Source organism: Streptosporangium sp. LJ11, from assembly GCF_051918945.1.
Classification (GTDB): Bacteria; Actinomycetota; Actinomycetes; order Streptosporangiales; family Streptosporangiaceae; genus Streptosporangium.
The window spans coordinates 1-26386 of the sequence record NZ_JBPXMB010000031.1 but is presented as its reverse complement, the minus strand read 5'-3'; the positions used below and the strand labels follow the sequence as shown (position 1 = coordinate 26386).

The 26386-nt window shown below is 71.7% G+C and carries 23 protein-coding genes and 1 pseudogene; 5 read left to right on the top strand and 19 right to left on the bottom strand.

Annotated features, from left to right (window positions below):
- The first annotated feature begins 54 nt into the window (after positions 1–54).
- Positions 55–1311 (top strand): D-alanyl-D-alanine carboxypeptidase family protein, encoded by a 1257-nt coding sequence (locus ACTOQ3_RS35860; RefSeq protein ID WP_440087912.1) that lies wholly within the window; start codon positions 55–57, stop codon positions 1309–1311.
- Between the two features lie 86 nt (positions 1312–1397).
- Here ACTOQ3_RS35860 and ACTOQ3_RS35855 read toward each other — a convergent pair whose 3' ends face one another.
- The 5 genes from ACTOQ3_RS35855 to ACTOQ3_RS35835 all read right to left on the bottom strand — a co-directional run bounded on the left by ACTOQ3_RS35855 (position 1398) and on the right by ACTOQ3_RS35835 (position 6528).
- A complete protein-coding gene (locus ACTOQ3_RS35855) occupies positions 1398–2450 on the bottom strand; it encodes a hypothetical protein (protein WP_440087911.1) in 1053 nt (350 codons plus the stop codon).
- A gap of 85 nt (positions 2451–2535) precedes the next feature.
- Positions 2536–2889, bottom strand: a complete 354-nt coding sequence (locus ACTOQ3_RS35850; protein WP_440087910.1) for a PadR family transcriptional regulator — start codon at positions 2887–2889, stop codon at positions 2536–2538.
- A gap of 64 nt (positions 2890–2953) precedes the next feature.
- Entirely contained in the window at positions 2954–3886 is a 933-nt protein-coding gene (locus ACTOQ3_RS35845) for a YihY/virulence factor BrkB family protein (protein ID WP_440087909.1), read from the bottom strand.
- Between the two features lie 184 nt (positions 3887–4070).
- A complete protein-coding gene (gene trpS, locus ACTOQ3_RS35840; RefSeq protein WP_440087908.1) occupies positions 4071–5075 on the bottom strand; it encodes a tryptophan--tRNA ligase in 1005 nt (334 codons plus the stop codon).
- Positions 5076–5214: 139 nt separating this feature from the next.
- Positions 5215–6528 carry a hemolysin family protein gene (locus ACTOQ3_RS35835; RefSeq protein WP_440087907.1) on the bottom strand — a complete coding sequence of 438 codons (1314 nt, stop codon included), beginning with the start codon at positions 6526–6528 and terminating at the stop codon, positions 5215–5217.
- Positions 6529–6650: 122 nt separating this feature from the next.
- On the opposite strand from ACTOQ3_RS35835, the gene galE reads away from it, so the two are divergent.
- Entirely contained in the window at positions 6651–7610 is a 960-nt protein-coding gene (gene galE / locus ACTOQ3_RS35830) for a UDP-glucose 4-epimerase GalE (protein WP_440087906.1), read from the top strand.
- Positions 7611–7698: 88 nt separating this feature from the next.
- On the opposite strand, the gene ACTOQ3_RS35825 is transcribed toward galE, so the two are convergent.
- From ACTOQ3_RS35825 to ACTOQ3_RS35815, 3 genes are all read right to left on the bottom strand, one after another.
- On the bottom strand, positions 7699–8538 hold the full coding sequence (locus tag ACTOQ3_RS35825; RefSeq protein ID WP_440087905.1) for a hypothetical protein: 840 nt from the start codon (positions 8536–8538) through the stop codon (positions 7699–7701).
- Between the two features lie 254 nt (positions 8539–8792).
- Positions 8793–9770: a malate dehydrogenase gene (locus tag ACTOQ3_RS35820; RefSeq protein ID WP_440087904.1), complete on the bottom strand. Its 978-nt coding sequence runs from the start codon at positions 9768–9770 to the stop codon at positions 8793–8795.
- 251 nt (positions 9771–10021) lie between these two features.
- A complete protein-coding gene (locus ACTOQ3_RS35815) occupies positions 10022–12427 on the bottom strand; it encodes a protein kinase domain-containing protein (protein WP_440087903.1) in 2406 nt (801 codons plus the stop codon).
- 243 nt (positions 12428–12670) lie between these two features.
- Between ACTOQ3_RS35815 and ACTOQ3_RS35810 the strand changes: the two genes are divergently transcribed.
- Positions 12671–14251: a sigma factor-like helix-turn-helix DNA-binding protein gene (locus ACTOQ3_RS35810; protein WP_440087902.1), complete on the top strand. Its 1581-nt coding sequence runs from the start codon at positions 12671–12673 to the stop codon at positions 14249–14251.
- 240 nt (positions 14252–14491) lie between these two features.
- Here ACTOQ3_RS35810 and ACTOQ3_RS35805 read toward each other — a convergent pair whose 3' ends face one another.
- The 3 genes from ACTOQ3_RS35805 to ACTOQ3_RS35795 all read right to left on the bottom strand — a co-directional run bounded on the left by ACTOQ3_RS35805 (position 14492) and on the right by ACTOQ3_RS35795 (position 17294).
- Positions 14492–15709 carry an NADP-dependent isocitrate dehydrogenase gene (locus tag ACTOQ3_RS35805; protein ID WP_440087901.1) on the bottom strand — a complete coding sequence of 406 codons (1218 nt, stop codon included), beginning with the start codon at positions 15707–15709 and terminating at the stop codon, positions 14492–14494.
- A 141-nt stretch (positions 15710–15850) separates the two neighbouring features.
- Positions 15851–16138 carry a hypothetical protein gene (locus ACTOQ3_RS35800; protein ID WP_440087900.1) on the bottom strand — a complete coding sequence of 96 codons (288 nt, stop codon included), beginning with the start codon at positions 16136–16138 and terminating at the stop codon, positions 15851–15853.
- A 34-nt stretch (positions 16139–16172) separates the two neighbouring features.
- Positions 16173–17294 (bottom strand): citrate/2-methylcitrate synthase, encoded by a 1122-nt coding sequence (locus ACTOQ3_RS35795; RefSeq protein WP_440087899.1) that lies wholly within the window; start codon positions 17292–17294, stop codon positions 16173–16175.
- A 181-nt stretch (positions 17295–17475) separates the two neighbouring features.
- Here ACTOQ3_RS35795 and ACTOQ3_RS35790 point away from each other — a divergent pair, with 181 nt between their 5' ends.
- A complete protein-coding gene (locus ACTOQ3_RS35790; protein WP_344749230.1) occupies positions 17476–18132 on the top strand; it encodes an FHA domain-containing protein in 657 nt (218 codons plus the stop codon).
- A 25-nt stretch (positions 18133–18157) separates the two neighbouring features.
- On the opposite strand, the gene ACTOQ3_RS35785 is transcribed toward ACTOQ3_RS35790, so the two are convergent.
- The 4 genes from ACTOQ3_RS35785 to purN form a co-directional block, all read right to left on the bottom strand.
- Positions 18158–19018, bottom strand: coding sequence for a bifunctional methylenetetrahydrofolate dehydrogenase/methenyltetrahydrofolate cyclohydrolase (locus tag ACTOQ3_RS35785; RefSeq protein ID WP_440087898.1), 861 nt, complete (start codon positions 19016–19018; stop codon positions 18158–18160).
- A 58-nt stretch (positions 19019–19076) separates the two neighbouring features.
- Entirely contained in the window at positions 19077–19259 is a 183-nt protein-coding gene (locus ACTOQ3_RS35780; protein ID WP_362678706.1) for a hypothetical protein, read from the bottom strand.
- A gap of 150 nt (positions 19260–19409) precedes the next feature.
- Positions 19410–20954, bottom strand: a complete 1545-nt coding sequence (purH, locus tag ACTOQ3_RS35775) for a bifunctional phosphoribosylaminoimidazolecarboxamide formyltransferase/IMP cyclohydrolase (protein ID WP_440087897.1) — start codon at positions 20952–20954, stop codon at positions 19410–19412.
- A 46-nt stretch (positions 20955–21000) separates the two neighbouring features.
- A complete protein-coding gene (gene purN / locus ACTOQ3_RS35770) occupies positions 21001–21621 on the bottom strand; it encodes a phosphoribosylglycinamide formyltransferase (protein ID WP_440087896.1) in 621 nt (206 codons plus the stop codon).
- A 79-nt stretch (positions 21622–21700) separates the two neighbouring features.
- Between purN and ACTOQ3_RS35765 the strand changes: the two genes are divergently transcribed.
- Positions 21701–22111 carry a hypothetical protein gene (locus tag ACTOQ3_RS35765; protein WP_440087895.1) on the top strand — a complete coding sequence of 137 codons (411 nt, stop codon included), beginning with the start codon at positions 21701–21703 and terminating at the stop codon, positions 22109–22111.
- Between the two features lie 126 nt (positions 22112–22237).
- On the opposite strand, the gene ACTOQ3_RS35760 is transcribed toward ACTOQ3_RS35765, so the two are convergent.
- The 4 genes and pseudogenes from ACTOQ3_RS35760 to ACTOQ3_RS35745 all read right to left on the bottom strand — a co-directional run.
- The gene (locus tag ACTOQ3_RS35760; protein ID WP_440087894.1) at positions 22238–23641 is read right to left on the bottom strand and encodes a hypothetical protein; all 1404 of its coding nucleotides are present in this window, start codon (positions 23639–23641) and stop codon (positions 22238–22240) included.
- Positions 23628–24146: a SigE family RNA polymerase sigma factor gene (locus ACTOQ3_RS35755; RefSeq protein ID WP_440087893.1), complete on the bottom strand. Its 519-nt coding sequence runs from the start codon at positions 24144–24146 to the stop codon at positions 23628–23630. Before ACTOQ3_RS35755 ends, ACTOQ3_RS35760 begins: the two co-directional genes overlap by 14 nt.
- A gap of 218 nt (positions 24147–24364) precedes the next feature.
- Positions 24365–26026, bottom strand: a complete 1662-nt coding sequence (locus ACTOQ3_RS35750) for a cell division protein PerM (RefSeq protein WP_440087892.1) — start codon at positions 26024–26026, stop codon at positions 24365–24367.
- A 261-nt stretch (positions 26027–26287) separates the two neighbouring features.
- Positions 26288–26386 (bottom strand): annotated as a pseudogene (locus tag ACTOQ3_RS35745) (succinate--CoA ligase subunit alpha); the annotation flags it as partial.

Genomic DNA, 26386 nt, shown 5'->3' with positions numbered 1-26386 from the left:
GTCAGGGCACCTGTAACTCCATGCGAACCGGTACGAAGCTACCCTGAGATCATCATGGGGATCAAACATGTCGCGCCCGTTGGGGTGCTGCTCGCGGCGACCGCCCTCCTTGGCGCGCCCGCACAGGCCCGGGTCGCGGACGCGCCCGCGAACGGCCGGCTCGACCTGCGCGCGGACGCGCGGACAGGCGCCGGCGCGCTGGATTCGCGTACGGGCGCCGGTTCGCCGGGTCCACGCGCGGGCGCCGTTTCGGCGAAGGGGCCGGGCGCGCGCCGTGAGCGGGAGCCGGTCGGCGGTTCCCGGCTCGGGGGGCGGGGCCTCGTCGTCCCCGCGGGCGTGAAGGCCCCTCCCAGGACGGCCGCGAAGTCGTACGTGATCGCCGACGCCGAGAGCGGTGAGGTGCTGGCCGCCAAGGACGCCCACGGGCGCTACCTTCCCGCGAGCACGCTGAAGGCGCTGACCGCCCTCACCCTGATCCCGAAGCTGGACAAGGACCGGAAGATCACGCCGAGCAGGCGTGCCGTGAACGAGGAGGGCAGCGCGGTCGGCCTGGTCCCCAAGCCCCTCTACACCGTCGAGGACCTGTTCAAGGCGCTGATGCTCGTCTCGGGCAACGACTGCGCGATGGCGCTGGCCGAGGCCAACGGCGGCCTGGCCGCGACCCTGGCGGACATGAACGCCGAGGCCAAGCGCCTGCAGGCGTTCGACACGGTGGCCAAGACGCCGAGCGGGCTGGACAAGCCGGGGCAGAGCAGCTCGGCCTACGACCTGGCGCTGATCGCCCGCGCCGGCCTGGCCAACGCCGATTTTCGTCGATATATCAGCACAAAGACCGATAAGTTCCCGGCTCCCAAGGGCTACTACGAGATCGGCAACCACAACAGGCTGCTCTGGCGCTACAAGGGCATGATCGGCGTCAAGAACGGCTGGACGTCCAAGGCCCTGGGCAGCTTCGTCGGCGCCGCCAAGCGCAACGGCCACACCGTCATCGTGTCGATCATGCGTCACGACGGCTACTTCTGGGAGGAGGTCGCCGACCTGCTCGACTGGGGCTTCGCCAACCGCGGCAAGGTCCTCCCGGTCGGAAAGCTGGTCGACCCGGTCCCCGAGCCCGCCCCGCTGCCCACCGGGCCCGCCGCCTCGGCGCCTCCCTCCGCCCCGGCCCCCGTCTCCGCGCAGGACCCGGCGGCGGCCGGCAGACCCGCCGACGAGGGCGTCCCGGTCGGCTACTACGCCCTCGGCGCCGCCCTGCTCGGCGGCCTGGCCTGGCTGACGTACGGCCTGCGCAGGCGCTCCCACCGGGAGCGGTGATCCGGTGGCCCTCGTCGTGCCCGGGGTGTCCGCCCCGGGCCGGGGGGCGCCCCGCCGCGACTGCTCGCCCGCCCCCGGCGGCTCGGTCACCCCTCGGCCGGTCCCCCGCGGCTCCGGGCCGGTGCGGCCGGGAGTGTCCTGACCCCCAGGACGGCGCTCCAGGCGACGAAGGCCAGGAGCAGAGCCGCCTGGCCGAACATTCCGAATGTGATGATCCGGCTCGTCTCGTCGGCGAGGTCGGCGCCGTAGTTCAGCTCGGCCAGACGGACGCACAGCACCGGCAGCGCCAGGATCGCCAGGGCCAGCGGCCACGACGGGGTGCGCCGCGCGGGTACGTACACGTGCACGCAGGCGTACGCGGCGCCCGCGCCCAGGATGAGCGCGCTCGCCAGGCCGGGATCGTCCAGCCACGGCCATATCCAGGCGGTGGTCGTGGGGGACGCGACCGCCTCGTACAGCGCGACGAGGGCGGCACCGGCGGCGAGGGGAGGCAGCAGGAGCCACAGCGGCCGGCGCACGAGCCGCGCGTCCCGGTGGAAACCGGCCCACAGGGCCAGCACCGTGACCAGGGACGGCAGCAGGCCGATCAGCGCGCTCCACAGGAAGACGTCCACGCGCTCCTGGAGCAGGAACGGCAGCTTCAGCGCGAGCGCGAGGAGCGCCAGTGCCCTGGCGGCGCGCGGACGCCCGGCGATGAGCGCCACGAGCGGGGCGAACCAGAGCGCGCCCGTGAGGCCTCCCAGGACGGCCACGAGCCGCTCGGGTGAGCCCGGGGGCCCGGCCACCTGGGCGAGCAGGGGCCGGGCCTCGCCGATCACCCCGTACATGCGCAGCGTGGCCGTGGCGGCGAGGGCTCCGAGCAACGCCTGGAAGCCCACCCCCAGCAGGGCGACGAGGCGGACCGTCTCTCCCCACGCGAGGAACCTCGGCACCGTGTGACCCGCTCCCCCGAGACGGACCCGGGCCGCCAGCGCGGCGACGCTGGCGATCTCCGACCAGCGAGGCCGGGGCCCGTCGGCGTCGGAGACGTCGGGCGAACCCTCCAGGAACACCGAGACCATCTCCTCCTCGCGCTCGGCGCGATAGGAGGCGGGCAGCAGGCGCAGCCAGTGACGGTAGCGCTCCTCCAGCAGACTCATCGGCGCGCCACCCTCCCGCTCGTTCCCTCACTCGCCATCACGCGGAACCTCACGCCCGCCCTCAAGCGGGACTTCACGCCCGCCCTCACGCGGGGCCTCCGGCGGCGGCCGGCCGGCCGTGCCGGGCGCGGAGCCGGTCGACGGCGGTCCTGGCGTTCTCCGCGAGCCTGACGGCCTCGGCCTCCAGCGTCCGCGACCCGGAGTCGGTGAGCCGGTAGTAGCGGCGCAGCCGCCCCTGCTGGACCTCCTCGCGGTCGAGGGCGACCAGCCCGTCACCCGCCAGCCGGTCGAGCACGCCGTAGAGCGTGCCGACCTTGAGCTGGACCCGCCCGCCGGACAGCCGCTCGACCTCCCGCACGATGCCGTAGCCGTGACACGGCTCGTCGACCAGCGCGGTGAGGATGAGGAACGCGGGCTCCGTCATCGTCCTTGGAGTCATGCTTAGCAGCATATATCGGAAAGCAGGATATGCCGAGGGGTGGATCTCCCGTGACGCCGGGCGTTCAGGCGCGGATGGCGGTCGCCGGGACCGGGGTGGGGTCGGGCGGAGGGCCCAGGGAGGCGGTCGCGGTCCAGGCGGCGGCGTACATGATCACCCGGGCCGAGAAGTTGATCCAGACCAGCAGGCCGACCACCACGGCGAACACCCCGTAGACGGGGTTGTTCAGGGTGCCCGAGAGGATCAGTGCGGCGAGCTGCTTGAGCAGGGCGAAACCGGCCGCGCCGAGCAGGGCTCCGCGCAGCAGCACCCGCCACGGCTGCCTGGACCGGCCCAGCCCGCGCAGGATGACCAGGAAGACGACGACGTCGGTGAGCACGCTGACCGCCAGCCCGGCCAGCCAGATCGTGGCGGTGGCCACCACCGACCCCGACAGGCCGAGCCATCCGGCCACGACCCCGCTGGCCTGGGTGGCGAAACCGGCGACCAGCACCGACGCCACCATCGTCGTGCCGACGATCACGAGTGCGGCCAGGTCTCTCAGCTTGGCCAGGGCGAAGTTGAGCGGCGCCTCGGTCGTCATGGAGATCTCGCGCAGCGCGCCGCGCAGGGCGTCGATCGCGCCGAGCCCGGCGTAGAGGAGCCCGAGCAGGCCGATGATCCCGGCGCTGGTCCGGGAGTCGGCGATCTGCTTGATCGGCAGCTTGTCGGCGAGGCCGGGCAGGTACTGGTTGATCGCCGTCTGCAGGGCCTGGGTGGCTTCGGGCCTGGTGGAGAGGAAGTAGCCGAAGACCGCGAAGGCCAGCGCGATGATCGGGAAAAAGGACAGGAAGGCGAAGTAGCTGACCGCTCCGGCGAGCCGGTCGCCGGACTGGATCTGGTAGCGCTGGAAGGTCCTGACCAGGTGATCGAGCCAGTGCCACCTGACCCGGGCCGTGCCGAGTGTCCTTCCGAACCGCTCACGGGCCGCTTGGATACGTTCCAGCACGCTTGTCACGTGCGCCCCCTACCCAATCGCCGCCGTCCCGACCGTGGACGGCGGCGGAAAGGCGGCCGTGCGCGCACAGGGGACCACGGAGCGGACGGGAGGCCGCCGGAGCCCTACTGCGAAGGAGACTCCGGCCGTACGGGAGAACGTCGCGGCCCGGGCGGGAACCCCGCCCGGGCCGCGCGAAGGAGGATCACGGGGTGGGCAGGAACCCCACCCGGTCGCGCACCCTGGCCATGGTCTCGGCGGCCACCGCGCGGGCCCGGGTGGCCCCGACGGCGAGCATCCGGTCGAGCTCGGCCTCGTCGGCGAGCAGCTTCTCGGTGCGCTCGCGGATCGGGGTGAAGGTGTCGACCACGAGCTCGGCCACGTCCTTCTTGAACGTGCCGTACCCCTGCCCGGCGTAGCGGGCCTCCAGCTCGGGGATCGCGACGCCGCTCAGCGCGGACTGGATGCGCAGCAGGTTGGTGACGCCGGGCTTGTTCTCGTCGTCGGCGAGGACCTCGGAGCCGGTGTCGGTGACCGCGCGCATGATCTTCTTGCGGAGCGGTCCCGGCTGCTCCAGCAGGTCCAGGATCCCGGTGGGCGAGGAGGACGACTTCGACATCTTCGCCGTGGGCTCCTGGAGGTCGGTGATCTTCTCGACCCCCTTGACGATGTGCGGCTCCGGCAGCGTGAAGGTCTCGCCGAAGCGGTGGTTGAAGCGCTGCGCGAGGTCGCGGGTGAGCTCCAGGTGCTGCTTCTGGTCCGCGCCGACCGGAACCCGGTTGGCCTGGTAGAGCAGGATGTCGGCCGCCTGCAGGATCGGGTAGGTGAACAGCCCGACGCTCGCCGAGCTCTCACCGGCCTTGGCCGCCTTGTCCTTGAACTGGGTCATCCGCCCGGCCTCGCCCATGCCGGTGAGGCAGATCAGCACCCAGGCCAGCTCGGTGTGCTCACGGACGTGGCTCTGCACGAAGACCGTGGAGCGCTCGGGGTCGAGACCGGCCGCGAAGAGCTGGGCCGCGGCGACCCTGGAACGCCTGCGCAGCACGTCCGGCTGGTAGTCCACGGTGATCGCGTGCAGGTCGACGACGCAGTAGAAGGCGTCGTACCCCTCCTGCATGGCGACGTACTGCCTGATGGCACCGAGGTAGTTTCCCAGGTGGAAGGAGTCTGCGGTCGGCTGGATTCCCGACAGGACACGAGGACTGGCCATAGCAGCCAATTCTGTCAGCTACCGGGAGTGGTTGGCGCGCCGATCACGGCACCCCGCCCGCGGACCCCGCCCACGGCCTCGCTCGCGGCCTCGCCGAAGAACCCCCATCACGGGCCCCGCTCACGCGGGGCGCTCCCCGTCAGCTGTCGGGCGCGGGCGGCGCCTCCGGCCGCGACGTGCTCCGTTTGATCCTCACCCGGGCGACCCTGCGCCCGTCCATCTCGGTGACCGTCAGGTCGAATCCCGGGATCTCCACCCGCTCCCCCAGCGCGGGAAGGTGGCCGAGCGCCCACATGACGAACCCGCCGAGGGTCTCGTACGGGCCGTCGGCCAGACGGATCCCGCTCTCGGTCGCCACCTCGTCGAGGTTGGCCAGCCCGTCGAGCTCGACCTCCCCGGCGGGCAGCGCGACGTGCTCGTCCGCCACGTCGTGCTCGTCGCGGATGTCGCCGATCAGCTCCTCGACGAGATCCTCCAGGGTGACGATGCCCGCCGTGCCGCCGTACTCGTCGACCACGATCGCCAGGTGGTGGCCCTCCCTGCGCATCTCCGACAGCGTGGCCATCAGCCGCTTGCTGGTGGGGACCAGCTTGACCGGGCGGATCGGCACCAGCTCGCTGATCGGCTCGATGGACCCGGTCAGCACCGGGTCGAGCAGGTCGCGAATGTGGACGAAGCCCACGACGTCGTCGTAGGAGTCGCGGTAGACGGGGAAACGGGAGTGCGGCATGGCCGCGGCCAGGATCGCCGCCTCGGCCAGCCGCGTGTCGGCGGACATGAACTCCACCTCGGTGCGCGGCAGCATCACCTCGCGGAGTTGCCGCTTGCCCGCCGCGAACACCTCCCCGATCAGGTGGCGCTCGTCGGCGGTGAGCTCCTGGTGGCCCACCACCATGTCGCGCAGTTCCTCGGTGGAGATCTCCTCGCGGTCGGCGTCCGGGTCGCCGCCGAGCAGCTTGACGACCCCGTCGGTGGACTTGGACAGCGCCCAGATGATCGGCCGCGACAGCGCGGCCATCCGGTCGAGGAACGGCGCGACCAGCAGGGAGATCCCCTCGGCGCGCTGCCTGGCGATCCGTTTGGGGGCCAGCTCGCCGAGGACCAGCGAGGCGTACGAGATCGCCAGCGTCACCAGCACCAGGGAGAGCGGGGCCGTCACGGCCTCCGGCACCCCCCAGCCGGTCACCACGGGGATGAGGTCCCGGGCGAGGGTGTCGGCGCCGAAGGCGGCCGAGAGCATGGTCGCCACGGTGACGCCGATCTGCACCGCGGACAGGAAGCGGTTGGGGTCGCGGGCGAGCTTGGCCGCCCTCGCCCCCCTGCGACCCTGGGTGTCGAGCCGTCTGACCTGGCTCTCCCTGAGGGAGACCATGGCCATCTCGGCCGCGGCGAAGAATCCCCCGATCAGTACGAAGAGCATGACCAAGGCGATGTTCGCCAGGACGCTGTTCACGAGATCGTCTCCGTCATGGCGGTCGCCTGTTCCGGCGGTGGCCGATATTTGATGTGCCAGCATATGCTGGCGATAGACTTACAAAAGTAAACAAGTACAAACATCATCAAACAGGAGGCTCCGTGAAGCTGCTCGTCACCGGAGGCGCCGGATACATCGGCGGGGTCGTGGCGGCGCAACTCGTCGAGGCGGGCCACGAGGTCACCGTGCTGGACGACCTCTCCACCGGCCACGCCGACGCGGTGCCGCCGGGTGCCCGCTTCGTCGAGGGGTCGATCACCGAGGCCGCCGCCCTGCTGCCCGGCACGGACGCCGTGCTCCACTTCGCGGCGAAGTCCCTGGTCGGCGAGTCCGTGGAGCGGCCCGGCCTCTACTGGACGCACAACCTCGGCGGCACCCTGGCCCTGCTCGACGCCATGCGGGGCGCCGGGGTGGGCCGGATCGTCTTCTCCTCCACCGCCGCGACGTACGGCGAGCCGGAGCGCTCCCCGATCGAGGAGACCGACCCGACCCGGCCGACCAACCCCTACGGCGCGTCCAAGCTCGCCGTCGACACCGCGCTGAGCGCGTTCGCCGGGCTGTACGGCCTGGCCGCGGTGAGCCTGCGCTACTTCAACGTGGGCGGCGCCCACACCGCCGGAGACGGCAGGGTCTACCGCGAACGTCACACCGTGGAGACCCACCTGATCCCTAACATCCTCGCCGTCGCACTCGGCGGTCGCGAGTCGGTCAGCCTGTTCGGCACGGACTACCCCACTCCCGACGGCACATGCGTGCGCGACTACATCCACGTGGCCGACCTCGCCAGGGCCCACCTGCTGGCGCTGGACGCCTGCTCGCCGGGCGAACACAAGATCTACAACCTGGGCAACGGGACGGGCTTCTCTGTCCAGGAGGTGCTGTCGGTCTGCCGCGAGGTGACCGGCCACGAGATCCCCGCGGTCGTGCGCGAGCGCCGCGCCGGTGACCCGGCCGTGCTGGTGGCCTCGTCGGAGAAGATCCAGCGTGAGCTCGGCTGGAAGCCCGAGCACCCGTCGGTCCGCGACGTCGTCGCCGACGCCTGGGCCGCCATGCTCGGCTGACACCACCCCGCTCCACTCCGCCGCCCCGGCCGCGCCACCGGTCTCGGAAACCTGCGACCGGGGCCGGGCGCGAGCCGACCGGCCGCGCCTACCCCAGGCCGAAGCGGGCCGTGTTGTTGGCCGGGCGGCGGTCGCCCAGCCGGAGGGAGTAGACGGTCGCCTCGGCCCGTGGCGCGTGCGCGCGGGCCACGAAGGCGAGCGTGAAGCTCACCCGCCGGCCCGCGCCGACCGTACGAAGCCTGCACCCGACGTAGGCGAGGTGGGAGTCGCACCGCGCGCCCCTCGCCGACACGAGATGCGCCCCGCCGGTGTCGAAGAGGACCCCGGCGTCGTGGACGCGCCGCGGCCCGCGGTTGCGCACCACGGCGGCCACCGTGACCAGGCGGCCCGCACGCGTCGCGCGCGACAGCCTGACGGCCAGGTCCGCACCCTTGTCCACCTCGGTGAGCGTCTCGGAGAAGTTGTCCGTCTCGTCGTCGTCCACGACCTCGGAGGAGAGCGTGGCGCTCGCCCTCAGCGGGCCCCGCGCGCCGGACCCCACCATCCCGGTGATCGTCACCCCGCCGGTCTGCCCCGCCAGGACGTCCGTCGGCGAGGGGCAGATCACCTCTCCGGCCGCGGCGCCGGGAAGGCATTCGGCGACGTTGACGCCGGCCACCGCCACCTTCTCGGGCAGTCGTACGGTGAGCAGCGGGAGCACCGCGTCGCCGGGACCGTCGTTGCGCACCTCGGCCCGGTAGGTCAGCGGCCGACCGGGCTGCGCGCGCTTCGGGGAGACCGTCAGCCGCACCGACAGGTCGGCGCCGCCCCAGCCGTCGTCGTCGGGAGAGGCGAGCGCCCCACGGGGGGTCGCCACGAGCGCGAGACAGATCATCCCGGCGACGATCCGCACCGCGGCGTACTCCCTGAACACCGATCCCCCGACCACAAGTGATCATTGAACGCCGGGTCGCGCCGCTCCGCGATGATCGACACGCCGCCTTTTCCTTCGCCTTCCCCCGCCGCCCGCGCGGCGAGGGGCCGGGGAGGCGCGAAAGGCCGGGAACCCGAACGGGCCGGAACCCGGGAGGCCGGGAACGCGAAAGGGGCCCCGGCACGCCGGGGCCCCTTTCGCGTGGCGACCCAGATCAGAACGACCCAGATCAGAACGGATCAGATCGGGACGGCTCGGATCGGGACGGCTCAGATAAGACCGAGCTCGCGCACCGCGGCACGCTCCTCCTCCAGCTCGCGCACCGTGGCGTCGATGCGCTCGCGGGAGAAGGCGTCGATCTCCAGGCCCTGGATGATCTCCCACTTGCCGTCGCGCGAGGTGACCGGGAAGGACGAGATGAGCCCCTCCGGCACGCCGTACGAACCGTCGGAGGGAATCGCGGCCGAGGTCCAGGCGGTGCCGTTGACCCAGTCGAAGACGTGGTCGACCGCCGCGTTGGCGGCGGAGGCGGCCGAGGACGCGCCCCGGGCCTCGATGATCGCGGCGCCGCGCTTGGCGACGGTGGGGATGAAGGTGTCACGCAGCCAGGCCTCGTCGACCAGCTCGGCGGCGATCTTGCCACCGACCTCGGCGTGGAAGAGGTCGGGGTACTGAGTGGCGGAGTGGTTGCCCCAGATCGTCATCTTCTTGATCTCGGTGACCGGGACCTGCAGCTTGGCGGCGAGCTGGGACAGCGCGCGGTTGTGGTCGAGGCGGGTCATCGCGGTGAAGCGCTCGGCCGGGACGTCCGGGGCGTGCTGCTGGGCGATGAGCGCGTTGGTGTTGGCCGGGTTGCCGACCGCCAGCACGCGGATGTCGTCGGCCGCGTTGTCGTTGATCGCCTTGCCCTGCGGGCCGAAGATGCCGCCGTTGGCCTGGAGGAGGTCGCCGCGCTCCATGCCCTTGCTCCGGGGACGGGCACCGACCAGCAGCGCGACGTTGGCGCCGTTGAACGCCACGTTCGGGTCGTCGGTGATCTCGATGCCGCTCAGCAGCGGGAACGCGCAGTCGTCGAGCTCCATCGCGGTGCCCTCGGCGGCCTTCACGGCCTGCGGGATCTCCAGGAGGCTCAGCGTGACCGGGACGTCGGCGCCCAGCAACTGGCCCGAGGCGATGCGGAAAAGCAGCGCGTAGCCGATCTGACCGGCGGCGCCGGTAACGGTGACCTTTACGGGAGTCTGGGCCATGACCTTCCCCCACTCGAAGGATGAATTGTGACGCTCGGATGCTACCCGTCCACGGTGGACGGCCGTCCGGCGAGTGCCCCGATGCGCGCTCCGATCCGCGCTCCGGGCGGCGGGACCGGCAGCCGGCCGGCAGCCGGCCGGCAGCCGGCCGACAGGGAGAGCAGGACGAACGCCCCGCGACGGCGAGGCGCGGCCCTGACGCCGGCCCCGGACCAGGGCCCCGGCGGAGGTCTCCGCGGGGGCCCTCACGGTCAGGTGCAGGCGGCCATGGTGGGGGCGTCGTTCTCCCGCCCCGGGAACTCGACCTTGGAGAAGTGCTTGTCGAGCAGCGTGCGGATCGTGCCGCTCCGGTAGAGGTCGGCGATCGCCCCCTTGACGGCCTCGCAGGTGCGCACGTCGCCCTTCTTGAGGGCCACCGCGTAACGCTCGTCGGTGAGTTTCAGGCCGAGCAGCTTGTAGCGGATGCTCTCCCGGTTGGCGAAACCGGCCAGCAGCAGGTCGTCGCCCGGGATCGCGTCGACCTGGCCGGCCTGCAGCATGTTGACGCACTCGGAGTATGTCTCGGCGGCCTCCAGCGCGAGCCGCTCGACCGCGCCCTGCAGGACGGCCACGGCCGCGCTGGAGGCCGGCTGGCATATCCGGCTGCCCTCCAGGCCTCTCAGGTCCACGATCGGCGAACCGTCCTTGACGAGGGCGTCGACGTGGGCGAGGTAGTACGGCCCGGCGAAGGTGACGTCGTCGGTGTCGTTGATCGAGTACGTCGCCAGGACGAGGTCGACGTCTCCGTCCGCCAGCAGTTTCGGCCGTTCGGGGCGGCCGGTGCCCCGGAAGGTGACGCCGCTCGCCGGCACTCCCAGCGCCTTGGCGATCTCCAGGGCGAGGTCGATCTCGAAGCCGCTCCACCTGCCCTGGTTCTGCAGGGCGATACCGGGCAGGAAGTCGCGCACGCCGACGACGAGCTTGCCCGTTTTGGCGGCCTTGTCCACCACGGAGGTGAACGCGGTGGGAACGGTTTCCTCCGGCCCGCTCTCCGAGGCGATCCCCGGCCACCAGCGGACCGCGGCGGCCCCGCCGGCGATCAGCAGCAGCACGGCCACGGCGGCGGCGATCCAGCGCCCCCTGCGCGGGCGCGGCGGCGTTTCCGGGACCCCGACGAGGGTGGCGGACGCCTGCCAGCTGGGCGGCGGCACCTCGCCCCCGTGCTCCCCGTGCTCCGCGTACCCCGTGCCGTCGCCGTACGCGGGAGGCGGAGGGTGGTCCCAGTAGTCCGGCGACGACGGGTGGCCGCGATGCGCCGGTGAGCGGCGATCCGGAGAGAGGTGGTCCGGTGGGCTCTGCCGCGGGAGGCGACGGTCCTCAGGGCGCGACTCGGGAAAGCGCTGGTCGGGGAAGCGCTGGTCGGGGAAGCGCTGGTCGGGGAAGGACGAATGCTCCACGGGGGGAGGGGCGGGGATGTGCGACGGCCCGCCGTGGGCGGCGGGTGCGCGACGCTCGCCCTGGCCCGGCCCGGTCTCCCGGTGAACCCCCTGACCGCTCCGGCCGCCCTGATCGCCGCGCCCGGGGTGGGAGCCCTGGTCGTGGACGGGGTGGGGGTGCTGGAATCCCGTGGACGGGAGGAGCAGGTCGCCCGAGACACCGCCCGTCCGGGGCTTCGGGGTGCGCATGGGACTGGTGGCGTCGTTGTCACGGCCCTGATCGCCGTCGTCGGCGTGTCCCCGGTCGCGGCCCTGCTCGCGGCCCTGCTCACGGTCCCGCTCCCGGGATCGGAATTCGTCGCGGGGCGGCGGCTCGGGGACGGCGACCTTGGCGCCCTGGGTGAGGATCGCGGGCGAGGCGTTCACCGTCTCCGGGTGGCCGAGCAGCCGGAGCAGGAGCTGGTCGGCCGAGGGCCGCGTGGCGGGCGACTTTGCCAGCGCCGAGCCGACCACGCCGCGCAGCGGCTCCGGCAGCGTGCCGAGGTCGACCTCGTGGTTGAGGATGCGGTTGAGCACCACGGCGATCGAGCTTCCGGCGAAGATCGTCTCGCCGGTCGCGGCGAACGCGATGGTCGCCCCCCAGGCGAAGACGTCGGTGTGCGGTCCGACCTCGGAGCCGGAGATCTGCTCCGGCGCCATGTACGCGGGGGTGCCGATGGCCCGGCTGGTGATCGTGCCGGTGGAGTCGAGGATGCGGGCGATGCCGAAGTCGACGACCCTCGGGCCGTCGGCCGCGATGAGCACGTTGTCCGGCTTGAAGTCGCGGTGCACGATCGAGGCGTGGTGGATCGCGGTGAGCGCGGTGGCCGTGCCGATCGCCAGCCGCTGCAGCGGGGCGCCCTTGAGGGGGCCGTCGGTCTCCACGACCTCGCGCAGCGACCTGCCCTCGATGTACTCGCTCGCGATGTAGGGGGTGTCGCCTTCGAGGTCGGCGTCCATCACGCCCGCCGTGCAGAACGAGGCGACCCGCTGGGCCGCCCTCGCCTCCCTGGCGAACCGGGACCTGGCGACGGCGTCGCCGGAGAACTTCACGTGCAGCAGCTTGATCGCCGCCCGCTCCCCCGCGGCGTTGATCCCCAGGTAGACGATGCCCTGCCCGCCCTCGCCGACCCGCCCGACGACGCGGAACGGCCCGAGCTGGCGCGGCTCTCCCGCTTCCAGTGGCGCGATCTCCGGCATCATCGTCCCCACGGTCTCGTAATCTTCGACGTGGCAAACTTTACGGCGCCATGACCCGCCCTCTCCCCCTGTTATCCCGACGTGACCTCACATCCCTCACGACCACGACCCGCCCCCGCCCGCGTCACGACGAAAAACAGCGGACGCCCTCACCCCCAATCTCCGACATTCACCCCAATCTGGCGCTCCAGCCGCTTAGATCGCTACCGTTGTACGTCCCTCAGGCAAGCCGGAGCTAAAACTTCCATGCGCCGATATATCGGTTATCGCGAGTTCGTGCAGCGCGATCAGCGTTCCCTCGTCGGCACCGCCCTTCTCCTCACCGGCAGCCACGAGCAGGCCATCCGCCTCACCCTGCGCTCCTTCCACACCGTCGCCCTCTCCTGGCCGCCGCCGCTGTGGGAGAACCCCACCACGCACGCCCAGATCGCGCTCTACCGCCGCTTCCTCCAGCGGCCGAGCGCCGCCGGCCCGACGGCCCTGGTACGGATCCCGCCCCGGCAGCGGCTCCTCGTGGTCGCCTGCCTGCACGACGGCAGGTCCCGCGCGGAGATGGCCTCCCTCCTCGGGCTCCCGGAGGAGACCGTGAAGTCGGAGATCGCCGAGGCGGTCGACACCCTCACCAAGGGCAGCGAGAGCCGTCTGATCACCAGGATGGCCACGGCCGCGGGTGAGGCCTCCGTCCCCGACCTCACCGTCCGGTCCATGCGCACGCTCAGGCGGCGTCGCGCCAGGGGGGCCCTCCTGGCCGTGGCGGCGGCGCTCGTGCCGGTCGGCCTGATCGCCGCCTTCGTCGTGTCCCAGCAGGGCGAGGTGTGGAACTCGGCGCTGGGCGAGCGCAGCCGGCCGCACGCGGCGCAGGCGCAGGAGCCCGTACGAGCGGTCTCCAGTCCGGAGCCGGACGGCTCGGGGCCGGGCGGCGGGGAACCCGGCGCCGTCCCGGCACCGTGGCAGGCCCCGCGGACCTCCTCGGTGATACGCTACGCGGTCCCTGGGCCGTGTCCCGACGCCCCCGTCGGGACACCTCCCGCGCGCGCCGGAGACGTCACCTGCGCGGGCTGGACGCTGACGATGGCCTCCGGCGGCCCCGAGAGCCCCGCTCCCGGCCTCGGCGGGTGCGAGGGCCGCGAACCCTGCGAGGCGAGGCTGCGCGTCCCCGACGCCGCCCAGCGCCTCGCGCACGGCGACGGGAGGGAGCGCCCCCGGCTCGCCCCCGCCATCAGCCGCGACGGGCGCCGCATCGCCTACCTGAGCGCGGCGGAGCGACGGTACGTGGCCCACGACCTCGGCAGCGGCGTGAAGCGCTACCTGTCACCGGTCCTCGCCCCCGCCGACACCGAGGACGGCACCCAGGTGAGCGTCTCCCCCAGCGGCCGCCACTTCACCGTCACCCTCGGCGAGCGGCGGCTGCGGACCGACTTCACGACCGGCGCCCTGACGTCTGTGCCCGCAGGACAGATGCCTCCGGCGCAGCGGATCGCCGCCTGGCTCCAGGAGAAGTACGGGACCTGGGCCGACTCTCCCGGCGGAAGACACTCCGCCGCGATCGTCGCGGGGAAGGGCGAGGACCTCCACAGCCTCCACGTCATCGACGCCGCGTCGCGGCGGGTCTTCAAGCGGCTCCCGCTGCCCGAGACGAGGCGGCCCGCCACGGCCGAGGTCGTGAGCTGGCTGAACAACCGCGAGGTGGTCGTGAGGATGAGCGCCAGGGCCGGGGGCGGCCTCCTCGGTTTCTTCCGGGTGGACGCCGTCACCGGGCGGTCGCACCGCGTGCCCGGCCTGCCGGCGGACGCCCCCCTCGTCCTGGGGGCCGTGGCGGCACCGTGACCGGCCGCCCGGCGCCGTGACGACGACCCGGATCGCGTGCTGTCGCCGTACATGTTCGTGCCGTGCCGGCCGGATGGGAGAAAGCGTTCGCGGACGCAACGTCTTCGGCCCGGCCCGCCGCCATCCTGCCCGTTCGCTCAGGTCACCGGCTTTCACCGCGCCCCGGCGCGTCACGGAACGAAGAAACAGCCTCCGCCTGGCACGGCACGTGCGGGCGGAGGCCGGATTCGACGGACAGGCTTACAGGCTCATCTTCTTCTTCAGGTTCTCGTCCAGGGCCGCCAGGAAGTCCTGGGTGGTCAGCCACTCGGCGTCGCCGCCGACCAGCAGGGCGAGGTCCTTGGTCATCTGGCCGCCCTCGACGGTCTCGACGCAGACCTGCTCCAGCTTGTCGGCGAAGTCGATCAGCGCGGGGGTGTTGTCGAGCTTGCCGCGGTGCTGCAGGCCCCGGGTCCACGCGAAGATCGAGGCGATCGGGTTCGTGGAGGTGGGGTTGCCCTTCTGGTGCTCGCGGTAGTGGCGGGTCACCGTGCCGTGGGCGGCCTCGGCCTCGACGGTCCGGCCGTCGGGGGTGAGCAGGACCGAGGTCATCAGGCCGAGCGAGCCGAAACCCTGCGCGACGGTGTCGGACTGGACGTCGCCGTCGTAGTTCTTGGCGGCCCAGACGTATCCGCCCTCCCACTTGAGCGCCGCGGCGACCATGTCGTCGATGAGACGGTGCTCGTAGGTGATCCCGGCGGCGTCGAAGTCGGCCTTGAACTCGGTCTCGAAGACCTCCGCGAAGATGTCCTTGAAGCGGCCGTCGTAGGCCTTCAGGATCGTGTTCTTCGTGGAGAGGTAGACCGGATAGCCGCGCGACAGGCCGTACCGCATGGAGGCGCGGGCGAAGTCGCGGATCGAGTCGTCCAGGTTGTACATCGCCAGCGCGATGCCGGGGCCGGGGAAGTCGTAGACGTCGAGCTCGATCGGCTCCGAGCCGTCCTTGGGGGTGTAGGTGAGGGTCAGGCTGCCCTCGCCGGGGATCTTCAGGTCGGTGGCGCGGTACTGGTCGCCGAACGCGTGACGGCCGATGATGATCGGCTTGGTCCAGCCGGGGACGAGCCTCGGCACGTTGGACATGATGATCGGCTCGCGGAAGATGACACCGCCGAGGATGTTACGGATGGTCCCGTTCGGGGACTTCCACATCTTCTTGAGGCCGAACTCCTCCACCCGAGCCTCGTCAGGGGTGATCGTGGCGCACTTGACGCCGACGCCGTACTGCTTGATCGCGTTCGCGGCGTCGATCGTCACCTGGTCGTCGGTGGCGTCGCGGTGCTCGATCCCGAGGTCGTAGTACTTCAGGTCGACGTCGAGGTAGGGAAGGATCAGCTGGTCCTTGATGAACTGCCAGATGATCCGGGTCATCTCGTCGCCGTCAAGCTCGACGACGGGGCCCTCTACCTTGATCTTGGGCATGCGTGTGGTTCCCCTTCTGAACTAAATTGGCCAGACAGTCCTTTTTGAGGCTCACTGGCCGTTGAGGCTATCGGACGTGGTCGACCACCTCGCGGCGCACCCGGTCATCCGACCCGCCACATCGGTATGTGGTCCTTGAACTCACATCGGTATGTGGTCCTTGAACTCGAGGATGATCCCGGCCACCGTCAGCACGACGCCGAGGCCTCCCAGCGTGACGACGTCGGTGGCCTTGCGGCGGACGGCGAGCCGCCCGCCCCCGGCCAGCCGGGCGAGCGCCCCCAGCATCATGACGGCGCCCATCGCGATTCCGCCCCAGTAGGGCAGGCCCAGCAGCACGGCGAGGATCAGCGCGACGAGCGCGCCGCCCACCACCAGGGGGTAGGCCCCCCAACGTTCCCTGTTCGCCTCGGCCGCTCGCGCGTTCACCGGCCCACCACCCGCTCTCGCCCCTGACGTCGGCTCATCGCTCGGAGATCGGCTTCCACTTCTGGTCGCGCTCGCCGATGTACTCGCTGTCCGGGCGGATCAGCCGGTTGTCGGCGTGCTGCTCGATGACGTGTGCGGTCCATCCTGACATGCGGCTGACGGAGAAGACGGGAGTGAACAGGTCCGTCGGGATGCCGAGATAGTGGTAGACGGTCGCCGCGTAGAAGTCGACGTTCGGGTAGAGGCCCTTCGTCTCGAAGACGACCTCCTCCATCTCCTTGGACATCCGGTAGTACGTGTCGTCGCCGGAGGCCTCGCCGAGTTCCTGCGACATCCTGCGCAGGTGCGTGGCGCGCGGGTCCTCGGTCTTGTAGACGCGGTGCCCGAAGCCCATGATCTTCTCTCCCGCGGAGAGTTTGTCCCGTACGGCCTGGGCGACGGAACCCGCGTCGAGCGACTCCAGGGTGCGCATGACCTGCTCGTTGGCACCGCCGTGCAGGGGGCCCTTGAGGGTGCCGATCGCCGCCACGACCGCCGAGTGCATGTCGGACAGGGTCGCGGCACAGACGCGGGCGGCGAACGTGGAGGCGTTCATCGTGTGGTCGGCGTGCAGGACCAGGCAGGCGTCGAAGATCTCGACCTCGCGCTCACCGGGGGTACGGCCGGTGATCTGGAGCAGGAAGTTCGCCGCCACGCTCAGCTCGGGGTCCGGATCGGGCACGGAGGCCCCGGTCCTGGCCGCGTGGTAGCGGGCCACGAGGATCGGCTGCTGCGCGGTCAGCCTGGCGGCCTTGCGCAGGTTCGCCTCGGGGGCGTTGGTGCCCTTGTCCGGATCGTCGCCTCCGGCCAGCGAGACCAGCGTGCGCAGCGCCTCCATGGGGGCCTGCTTCTCCGCGATCTCCTGGATGTTGGCCTCGGCGAGCGTGCCGAGCGTGCGCCCTCGGACCAGTTCCTCACCGTACGTCAGCAGTTGCTCCCGCGTGGGGAGGGTGCCGCACTGGAGCAGGTGGGCGGTCTCTTCGAAGGTGGTACGGCCGGCCAGATCGTGGATGTCGTAGCCACGATAGAAGAGGCGACCGGCCTGACCGTCGATGTCACTGAGCGCTGTGGACGCGGCTACGACATCGGCGAGACCTTTGGTGGGCTTGTCCGCCATAAGTGTTTCCTCCGCTTATCTGTGTCCGAAGTCTACCTGTGAGCAGCGGAAACCCTCCCGAGAGGTACAGACCAATTTCACGAAGGATTCTCCTTCTGGCAAAGGCGATTCCCCATCACCTCGTTTGGGTAAGCCGGAGCTGTAGGAATAGTTACGGCGGGCTACCTGGGGAGGAACTGCCGTGGAGGGGCCGTTCATACGCATCGAGGACACTGGCGAGGTGGTCCCGTTGCGCCCCGAGATCACGACGATCGGACGTGGCCGGGGAGTGGACATCCGGCTCACCGATCCGAGTGTTTCCCGGCTGCACGCGGAATTCGTCCGGCGCGGACCCTACCTGTACGTCGTTGACCTGGGCCTGTCCCGCAACGGCACTCGGGTCAACGGCCGGCCGATCGCCCGGAGGGTGCTTGACGACGGCGACGTGGTGTCCTTCGGCGCGGCACGAGGCAGGATCGGCGGAGTGCCACGCGAGGACTTCGCACCGGAGGTCGAGCTCCGCCGCGCCGCGGCACCGGAGCTGACCAGGCGGGAGGTTGATGTCCTGACGTCGCTGTGCCGTCCGGCGCTGTCGGACGAGGCGTTCGTCGCACCGGCCACGGCCAGGGAGATAGCCGACGATCTGGTGGTGACGGAGGCGGCTGTCAAGCAGCACCTCCTGCGCCTCTACCAGAAGTTCCGCATTCCCGAGGGGACCAACCGGCGCACCAGGCTGGCGAACGAGGTCGTCGCCCTGGGGCTGGTCAGGCCCACCCCGGTGGTGCCACCGCAGCGCGCGGCCGGTTCCCCGGAGCCCCAGACGGCGTCGTCCACCACCGCGAACCGCAGGGCCTCGTAGAGAACCGCGGCCCCCGCGAGTGGGATCAGCCCCGCTCGCGGGCGCGCCGTTCGGCGGCCTCGACCACGTTGGTGAGCAGCATGGCCCGGGTCATCGGGCCCACGCCGCCGGGGTTGGGGGTGAGGAAGCCCGCGACGTCCTCGACGCCCGGGGCCACGTCACCGGCGATCTTCCCGTCGACCCGGGAGACGCCGACGTCGAGCACGGCGGCGCCCGGCTTCACCATGTCCGCGGTGATCAGGTGCGGCACCCCGGCCGCGGCGACGACGATGTCGGCGCGCCGGGTGTGGGCCGCGAGGTCCTGGGTGCCGGTGTGGCAGAGGGTGACGGTGGCGTTCTCCGAGCGGCGGGTCAGCAGCAGGCCGAGCGAGCGCCCCACGGTGATGCCGCGGCCGACCACGACGACCTCGGCCCCCTTGATCGGCACCCCGTACGCCTGCAGGAGCACGACGATGCCGTACGGCGTGCAGGGCAGCGGAGCGTCGACCATGTGGACCAGGCGGCCCAGGTTGACCGGGTGGAGACCGTCGGCGTCCTTCGCCGGGTCCATCCGCTCGATCAGCGCCTGCGTGTCGAGGTGGCGGGGCAGCGGGAGCTGGACGATGTAGCCGGTGCACTCGGCGGAGGCGTCGAGCTCGTCGACGACCGCCTCGACGTCGGCCTGGGTGGCACTTTCCGGCAGGTCCCTGCGGATGGAGGAGATGCCCACCTCCGCGCAGTCGCGGTGCTTGCCGGCCACGTAGATCTGGCTGCCGGGATCACCGCCCACCAGGACGGTGCCGAGCCCGGGGACGACGCCCCGCTCCCTCAGCGCGGCCACCCGCGCCGTGAGGTCCGCCTTGATCTTCGCCGCCGTGGCCTTGCCGTCGAGAATCCGCGCGCTCATGCGGACAACCCTCTCACGGGATCGGCGGGAGCGGCGGGTCCGCCGGGATCAGCCGGGATCAGCCGCGCTCCGCCTCCCTCGCTTCCCTTCGCTCGATGATCCTGCGGGTGAAGGGAATCCACTCCATGGCCCGCCCGCTGAGGTAGGCCGCGCCGAGCGCGATGATGATCATCATCCAGGGGCTGATCCAGAAACCATGCATGATCACGAAGGCGTACAGGGCGTGGTCGAGCAGGGGCATAAGGGAGCTCCACGACTGGGACGAAAGGGATGCTTCAGACTAACCGCAGGTCAAACCTTTTTCATCCAGGGAGTCCTGTCTAATCCGCCACTTTCCTATCTCCTGTGTGCGGCCGCCACAGCCGTGCGGCGGCCGCACACCGGGAACGGGTCAGTGGAAGAAGTGACGGGTGCCGGTGAAGTAGAGGGTCACCCCGGCCGCCTCGGCCGCCGCGACGACCTCCTCGTCCCGGATCGAACCGCCCGGCTCCACGATCGCCCTCACTCCCGCGTCGATGAGGATCTGCGGGCCGTCGGCGAAGGGGAAGAACGCGTCGGAGGCCGCCACGGCCCCCGAAGCGCGCTCGCCCGCCCGGGAGACCGCGAGCCGCGCCGAGTCGACCCGGTTGACCTGACCCATGCCGACGCCCACGCTCGCGCCGTCCGAGGCCAGCAGGATCGCGTTGGACTTCACCGAGCGGCACGCCTTCCAGGCGAAGGCGAGGTCGGCGAGGACCTCGGCGGAGGCGGCGGGCCCGGCCTTCAGCTCCCAGGCGGACGGGTCGTCGCCCGGGGCGTCGACCCGGTCGGCGATCTGCACCAGCAGGCCGCCGTCGATCCGGCGGAACTCCGCCGGGTTGGACGGCCCCGCGGGGCAGGACAGCAGCCGGATGTTCTTCTTGGCGGTGAGCACCTCCAGCGCCTCCTCCGTGAAGGAGGGGGCCACCACGACCTCGGTGAACACCTCGGCGATCTGCCGGGCCAGCTCCCCGGTCACCTCCGCGTTGACCGCGATCACCCCGCCGTACGCCGAGACGGGGTCGCAGGCGTGTGCCTTGCGGTGCGCCTCGGCGACGTCGGCGCCGACCGCGATGCCGCACGGGTTCTGGTGCTTGATGATCGCAACGGCGGGCCCGTCGAAGTCCCAGGCGGCCCGCCAGGCGGCGTCGGCGTCGAGGTAGTTGTTGTAGGACATCTCCTTGCCGTGCAGCTGCTCGGCGTTGGCCAGACCGTCCTTCTGCCCCGAGTACAGGGCGGCGCCCTGGTGCGGGTTCTCGCCGTAGCGCAGCGGAGACCGGAGCTCCCAGGCCGCGCCCATGTAACGCGGCCACGCGCCGTCCTCGGCGGCGTAGACGTTCGCGAACCAGGAGGCCACCGCGGTGTCGTACGAGGCGGTGTGGGCGTACGCGGCGGCGGCCAGGCGGCGGCGCTCGACGAGGGTGAAGCCGCCCGCGGCGACCGCGGCGAGCACGTCGCCGTAGGAGGCGGGGTCGACCACGACCGCGGCGGTGCCGTGGTTCTTGGCACCGGCCCGGATCATGGCGGGGCCGCCGATGTCGATCTGCTCCACGCACTCGGCGTCGGAGGCGCCGGAGGCCACGGTCTCCTGGAACGGGTAGAGGTTGACCACCACCAGCTCGAACTGCTCGATCTCCAGCTCTTCGAGCTGCTTGACGTGGGACGGGTTGCCGCTGTCGGCCAGCAGCCCGGCGTGCACGCGCGGGTGCAGCGTCTTGACCCGGCCGTCGAGACACTCGGGAAAGCCGGTCAGCGACTCGACAGGAGTGACGGGGACGCCGAAGGAGGCGATCTTCGCGGCGGTGCCCCCGGTAGAGACGATCTCCACGCCCGCGGCGTCGAGCCCGCGGGCCAGTTCCTCCAGCCCGCTCTTGTCATACACCGCGATCAACGCGCGCCGGATGGCGATGCGGGTCACTTCGTGCTCCTCCTGGTTGGTTCCGGTTTTCTCCGAGGCGCCCGGCTCATCCACCGGGGCGTCCGAATCGGAAAGTCCTGCCGGTCACGGTCCAGCCCTCGCGGGCCATCCGGCCGACGGTGTCGACGAGCAGGTGACGCTCGACGGTCTTGATGCGCTCGTGCAGGGCCGCCTCGTCGTCGCCGTCCAGCACGGGCACGGTCTCCTGGGCGATGATCGGCCCGGTGTCGACACCCGCGTCGGCGAGCATCACGGTGCAGCCGGTGACGCGCACGCCGTACGAGAGCGCGTCGCGGACGCCGTGCGCGCCGGGGAAGGAGGGCAGCAGGGCGGGGTGGGTGTTGAGGACCGGGAAGGCCTCCAGCGTCGGCGCGCCGAGGATCTTCATGAACCCCGCGCAGACCACGAGATCCGGCCGGTACTCGGCGATGCGGGCGGCGAGCCTGTCGTCCCACTCCTCGCGGGTGGGGTGGTCGGCGAGCCTCTCCACGAAGGTCGGCACCCCCGCGCGCTGCGCGCGCACCAGGCCCTCGACACCGGCGCGGTCGGCACCCACGGCCACGATCCGGGCACCGTAGGTTTCGTCTGCCACAGCGTCCAGCAGGGCCTGTAGGTTGGTTCCAGAACCGGACACGAGAACCACAAGCCGAACGGCCTGGGATGACACCGACGCACTCCATTCGGACGGGGACTCACGCCGCTGCAAGGGTATCGGCCTGTCCGTACGAACAACGCAAGGAGGTCAGGTGACACTACCGGTCGAGGTCCGGCCTGCTGAGAACGCCGGTCGGAGGGCGCTGTGGCTCGCGGTCGCCGCGGCGGTGATGACGCTGGTGCTCCCCCTCGCGGGAATCGTCATGGCGATCTTCGCCCTCATCACCTCGATTCGCGCGATCCGGACGCTCCGTGCCATCCCCAAGCCGGCCGGCACCGCCGTGGTGGGCGTCGTGCTGTCGGCCGGGGCGTTGCTGATCTCGATCGCGGTGACGGCGCTGCAGTTCTACTTCGGTGACGAGCTGGCCGCCTACGCCGAGTGCGGCAGGGGCGCGGGCACCATAGCGTCGCAGAACGAGTGCGTGGAGCAGCTCGAACGGGCCATGGAGCAGAAGATGCCCTTCCTCCAGCCGGGCCAGGTGCAGTTCCCCTTCCCGCCCTGACCTGCCCCTTCCCGCCTCTTCCCGCCCTGACCTGCCGCCGGTGGCGATGCCGCCCGCACTCCTGGGAGAGCGCGGGCGGGTCCTGCCTCCTCGATCGGTGCCTGTGAGACCTACGGCTCGTAGGAGCTACGGCCTGTAGGACGGGGGCGGGACGCGGATCTTCGCGGCGATCCTGTCCAGTTCGCCGGCCAGGGCGGGATCGGCCTTGACATGGACGGCGACCTCCGGGCTCTCGAAGAAGATCCCCCGGCGACCGTCAGGATCGGTGGTCCGTATGCCCATGGGCGGCCTTCTCGTGCGTGCGGACTCCCGCTTCTCCCCGCGCAGGAACTCGTCCTCCCACCGGCTGCCGTGGAGGACCGCGCCGCGTACCACGGTGACCTCGACGTCGCGCGAGCCGTCCGACCACCGTCCGGCCTTCGCGCTCCAGCCCTTGCCGAGCCGCGTCGTCTCCCCGGCGACCCGCCGCAGGCCGGGAGGCAGGTAGGCGACGGCGACGTGGTCGACCGCGTTGCCGGAGGTGGACGGCGGCTCGGTGGGAACGAGACCCTTCACGATCCTGTCCAGCGTGGCCGCGAGGCCCTGGTTCACCGCCACGACGTATCCGAGACCGGGCCGCTCCAGCCACAGGCGCATCCGCGTCCGCGAGGCGCCCCCCGCGCCCCCGGCGGCCCGGTACCCCGGTTTGCCGCGGACCTTCTCCGGGGTGACGGCGTACAGGCTCTGACGGGTCCTGGCCCAGGTGAGCAACGCCTCCGCGTCCGCGGCGCTCACCCCGCGCACCGCCAGGAGCCGGACCGAGGCGCCGTCGTCCCCGCCCCACCCGAGCTCGGCCCACCCGGTCTGGTCGACCACGGAGAAGGGGGTTTTCAGGTACAGGCCGGGAGGAACGTAGGTGACGCGCAGTTCCTGGAAGACTCCGCCGGTCGGATCCTTGGGGATGAGACCGCCGGCGATCCTCCGCAGGTCGTCCCGGTGCCGGGCGCCCACCGTGACACGCAGGACCAGACCGGGTCGCTCCTCCCAGACCAGGTCGTCCCCCTCGGCCCGGGTGAACGCCCCGCGTCCGCGCACCTTCGCGGCGAGGACCCCCGGCAGTGTCTCGGGCGTGCCCCTGATCCCGCCGAGCACGCGCTCGGCCCCCCCGGAGTGGAAGGCCGGGTCCCGGTAGACCGTGACGCGGACGAGGTCGTCCCCCGACCCCCAGGTCGCAGCGGTGCCGCGGAGACCTCCGGCGTCGGCTCTCTCGAGTACGGGGGTGCCGAGCCCCGGGGGCAGGTGACCGACCTTGACACCGTCCACGCCCACCGTCCGGGTGGGGGAGGCGACGCCGCTCCGGTCCGTCACGGCCAGGTATCCGGGTACGGCCGCCGCCAGCACGGCCGCGGCGACCAGGGCAACCGCCGTCGTACGAGCCCTCCTGTCCCGTCTCGCGCCCTGTACGACCCGGTGGGCGAGGCCGGGAGGCGCGCCGAGCGCGGAGGTCTCCTCGACCATGGCCAGCCGGAGTTCGTGCTCAACGTTCGGCATGGGGAAACTCCTCCTCGTGAAGATCGGCGCCGATCAGGGCGCGCAAACGGGCCAGCCCCTTGGACGACTGGCTCTTGACCGCCCCGATCGAGCAGCGGAGGACCTCGGCGGTCTGGGCTTCGGTCAGGTCCTCGAAGAAGCGCAGGACCAGTACGGCGCGCTGGTGTGGCGGCAGGCTCCGGAGACCGGCGATCAGGACCTGACGAAGCTCGACGCCGCTCAGGGAGTCGGGCGCCGGAGTCTCCGGGGGCGAGCCGGTCAGGAAGATCCGCAGGATCGCGCGACGGCGGGCGCGGCTGATCGCGGTGTTGACGATGATGCGGCGCACGTAGGGTTCGGGATCACTCCCCGCGTGCAGGCGGCCCCAGCTGCGGTAGGCCTTCTCCAGGGCGCTCTGCAGGACGTCCTCGGCCTCGTCGCGGGACCCGCAGGTGAGGTGGGCGATCCTGAACAGGCTCGCTCCCCGCGCCGCGACGAACTCGGTGAACCCCTCGTGACCGCTCACCCGGCCGTCTTAGGTCTCATACCCGTCCATACGCCCGGCTCCGTGCGAAGGGTTTCCAGGAACGGCCGAATTTCCGGTCACGGCCCCGGGCGGTCACGGTCCGGGGAGATCACCGGTCCCGGGCGGTCACCGTCCTGGGCGACCACGACCTCAGGCGGCCCTGTCCCGAGCGGCCGCGGTCCCCGGCCGGGGTGTGGCGGAACGTGGACGCCCGGTTCTCAGTCGCGGTCCCAGGCGTAAGGATCGACGTAGATGACGTGACCGCCCTTGTCGTCGGTCTCGTCGACGATGTCACGCCGGGGCGTGCGCGGCGGGTCGGGGCGGCGGGCCTTTTGCGAGCTCTCCGCCGCGGCCGAGGCGTGCTCGTCCTCCCAGTCGTCCCTGATGACCGGGATCGGCTGGGTGTCGCACTCCGTGGCGTCCAGCCAGTAGCCGGGGAGCTTCTGGAGCTCCTCCGGCTCGGCGAAGCCGACCTTGCCGGCCGCCGAGGCCGCTGCCTTGGCGATCTTGACGCCCGCCTTGCGCACCGGCGCGGTGGCCGTGCCGACCTTGGCCGCCGCCTTGGTGACGGCCGTGTTGTGTCCACGGAAGATCAGCCACCAGTTGGCCAGCCCGGCGGCGATCCCCGCCGCGACACCCACCTCCAGGGTCACCGAGAGCATCACCTCCCACCCCGCGGGGCCCAGCGCGGACAGCCGCGCGCCGCCGAGCGAGCCGCCGGAGAGCGCCGCGAGCAGGCCCGCCGCCGCCCCGGTCGCCAGCCCGCAGACGAACCCCCACAGCGGCGCCCCCTCGTACGAGGAGGAGGGCGAGATCCGGACGACCAGGATGCCCGCCACGGCCCCGGCCACGAACGGCACCGCGATCACGATCATCACCCAGGCCGGGGTCGGGCCCGCCTCGGGCAGCGCGCCCAGGATCGGCAGGCTCGGCACCGTACCCAGCTGCACGCCCGTCGGCGCGACCAGCGTGCCGGTGCCGACCGCGAAACCCGGACCCGCGATGTAGGCCAGCCCCCAGATGACGGCGTTGAGCAGGTAGAGCCCCTGGACCAGCAGGAGCAGCATCCCGCCGACGAACCCCGGCGCCAGGATCCCGGACAGCTCCCGGACCTGCCCGAAGTTGACCACGACGGCCCCGAGCACCATGACGGCACCCGCCATGAGCATGATCGCCAGTGCGGCGGACGTCCCGACCACGACCGAGCGCAGCCGTTCGGGCAGCAGGCGCAGCATCGACCGCCAGGGCCCGATCGTCCTGGCGACGGCCACGGAGCCCGCGATGAAGGCCAGCGCCAGATGGCTGACCAGCACGTCGCCGAGGAAGGGCTGGGTGATCTCGTTCCTGGTGACCAGCGCGATCAGCCCGGCCAGCAGCGCGTACGGCGCCGCCAGCGAGATGCCCGCCTGCGCGATCAGGACCAGCTGCGCCCTGCGGCGGGCGTTGGACACCTCCTTCGGGGTGTTCTTGGGCAGCCGGGCGGGCAGCCGGAGCCGCAGGTCCGCGTCGCGGGCCATCCACATCCCGGCGCGGTACAGCAGGAAGGCGGGCAGGACCGTCAGACCGAGCGGGAGCAGGCCCACCGAGCCGCCGGGTATCGCGAAGCCCGCGTGGTGCGCGGCCAGCCAGAGCTGCGACGCGGTGCGGAACACCGCGGGCAGGCCCGCGCCGAGCGCACCGCGGGGAGCGGCGATCCAGCCGACCAGGGTGAGCGTGGTGAGCACCGCCAGCCCCACGCCGAGGGTCCACGCGGCGGCGAGCATCCCGGAGACGGGAAGCGGCCGGCGGACGTCGTCGTCGTCACCCGTGAGGCCGGGCAGGGGGATACGGCTGAGGACGTTGCGGGGAGCCGTCCGTAGCTGATCGAAAAGGGCCGTCACAGTAGTCGATGGTCTCAGGATCTTCGGTGCGGAAGGGACTCCCGCGCCCGCGTGTCGCGCACCGTGTGACAGGAGTCCCCTGTGGTATCCGGGCCGCGCCGGCACGGGAACCGCTCGCGTCCCCTCCCCGGAGAGGGACGTACGGCCATCGGACGATCGGGCCATCGGACGATCACCGGTGAGAAACCGCGGCGGCGCATCGCCCCGGAGCGTGCTCCGGGGCGATGCGCCGCCGCGTTCTCCCGTTCCCGGGGCCGTGCGCTAGAGCGACTTGACGACCTCGCGCATCAGGCGGGCGGTCTCGCTCGGGGTCCTGCCGACGCGGACGCCGACCTTCTCCAGGGCGTCCTTCTTGGCCTG

Coding starts and splice junctions, on each gene's coding strand:
- ACTOQ3_RS35805 (WP_440087901.1), bottom strand. CDS start 15,709: ATGCCCAAGATCAAGGTAGAGGGCCCCGTCGTCGAGCTTGACGGCGAC.
- ACTOQ3_RS35760 (WP_440087894.1), bottom strand. CDS start 23,641: ATGCCGAACGTTGAGCACGAACTCCGGCTGGCCATGGTCGAGGAGACC.
- ACTOQ3_RS35850 (WP_440087910.1), bottom strand. CDS start 2,889: ATGACTCCAAGGACGATGACGGAGCCCGCGTTCCTCATCCTCACCGCG.
- ACTOQ3_RS35795 (WP_440087899.1), bottom strand. CDS start 17,294: ATGGCGGACAAGCCCACCAAAGGTCTCGCCGATGTCGTAGCCGCGTCC.
- ACTOQ3_RS35780 (WP_362678706.1), bottom strand. CDS start 19,259: ATGCCCCTGCTCGACCACGCCCTGTACGCCTTCGTGATCATGCATGGT.
- ACTOQ3_RS35815 (WP_440087903.1), bottom strand. CDS start 12,427: ATGATGCCGGAGATCGCGCCACTGGAAGCGGGAGAGCCGCGCCAGCTC.
- ACTOQ3_RS35785 (WP_440087898.1), bottom strand. CDS start 19,018: ATGAGCGCGCGGATTCTCGACGGCAAGGCCACGGCGGCGAAGATCAAG.
- ACTOQ3_RS35820 (WP_440087904.1), bottom strand. CDS start 9,770: ATGGCCCAGACTCCCGTAAAGGTCACCGTTACCGGCGCCGCCGGTCAG.
- ACTOQ3_RS35855 (WP_440087911.1), bottom strand. CDS start 2,450: ATGAGTCTGCTGGAGGAGCGCTACCGTCACTGGCTGCGCCTGCTGCCC.
- ACTOQ3_RS35810 (WP_440087902.1), top strand. CDS start 12,671: ATGCGCCGATATATCGGTTATCGCGAGTTCGTGCAGCGCGATCAGCGT.
- trpS (WP_440087908.1), bottom strand. CDS start 5,075: ATGGCCAGTCCTCGTGTCCTGTCGGGAATCCAGCCGACCGCAGACTCC.
- ACTOQ3_RS35860 (WP_440087912.1), top strand. CDS start 55: ATGGGGATCAAACATGTCGCGCCCGTTGGGGTGCTGCTCGCGGCGACC.